The 427-nt window shown below is 45.9% G+C and carries 1 protein-coding gene; it reads left to right on the top strand.

Annotation, left to right across the window (positions count from 1 at the left end):
* Positions 1-286: KH domain-containing protein (locus FLW16_RS43115; protein WP_185949871.1), on the top strand; the 286-nt coding region annotated here is incomplete at its 5' end.
* Positions 287-427: the final 141 nt, after the last annotated feature.

Here is a 427-nt window from a genome sequence, read left to right as displayed (position 1 = left end):
ATTCGACGAGAACACTGAACAATTCATCAAGAACGCGTTAAGTCCAGCTGAAGTAATTCGGGTTGAAATTGACGAAAAGGAAAAGCGCGCCAAAGTAATCGTCAGTGAAGACCAACAGTCAATCGCCATTGGTCGCGGTGGACAAAACGTTCGCCTTGCCAGCCGCCTTACTGGCTACGAACTTGATATTGAGCAAGGCCTTCCTGCGGCGCCAAAAGCTGATAAGCCACGCAAAAATATCGAAGATAGTCTTCTTAGCGCCGTTGAAGAAGTAACTGAAGAATAGCTAGCTCGTAGCTTACGGTGCTTATGGTACAATAAGTTTATGAACATATCGGCGAGTGGGCAAAATCGTCAAACAAGCGTCCGTCATGGGGCGCTTGTTGGTTTTACGATTGTCGAACTTCTTATTGTAGTAGTGGTGATT

The organism is Microbispora sp. KK1-11 (genome assembly GCF_006874435.1).
GTDB lineage: Bacteria > Actinomycetota > Actinomycetes > Streptosporangiales > Streptosporangiaceae > Microbispora > Microbispora catharanthi.
This window is presented reverse-complemented; position numbering and strand designations above follow the sequence as displayed.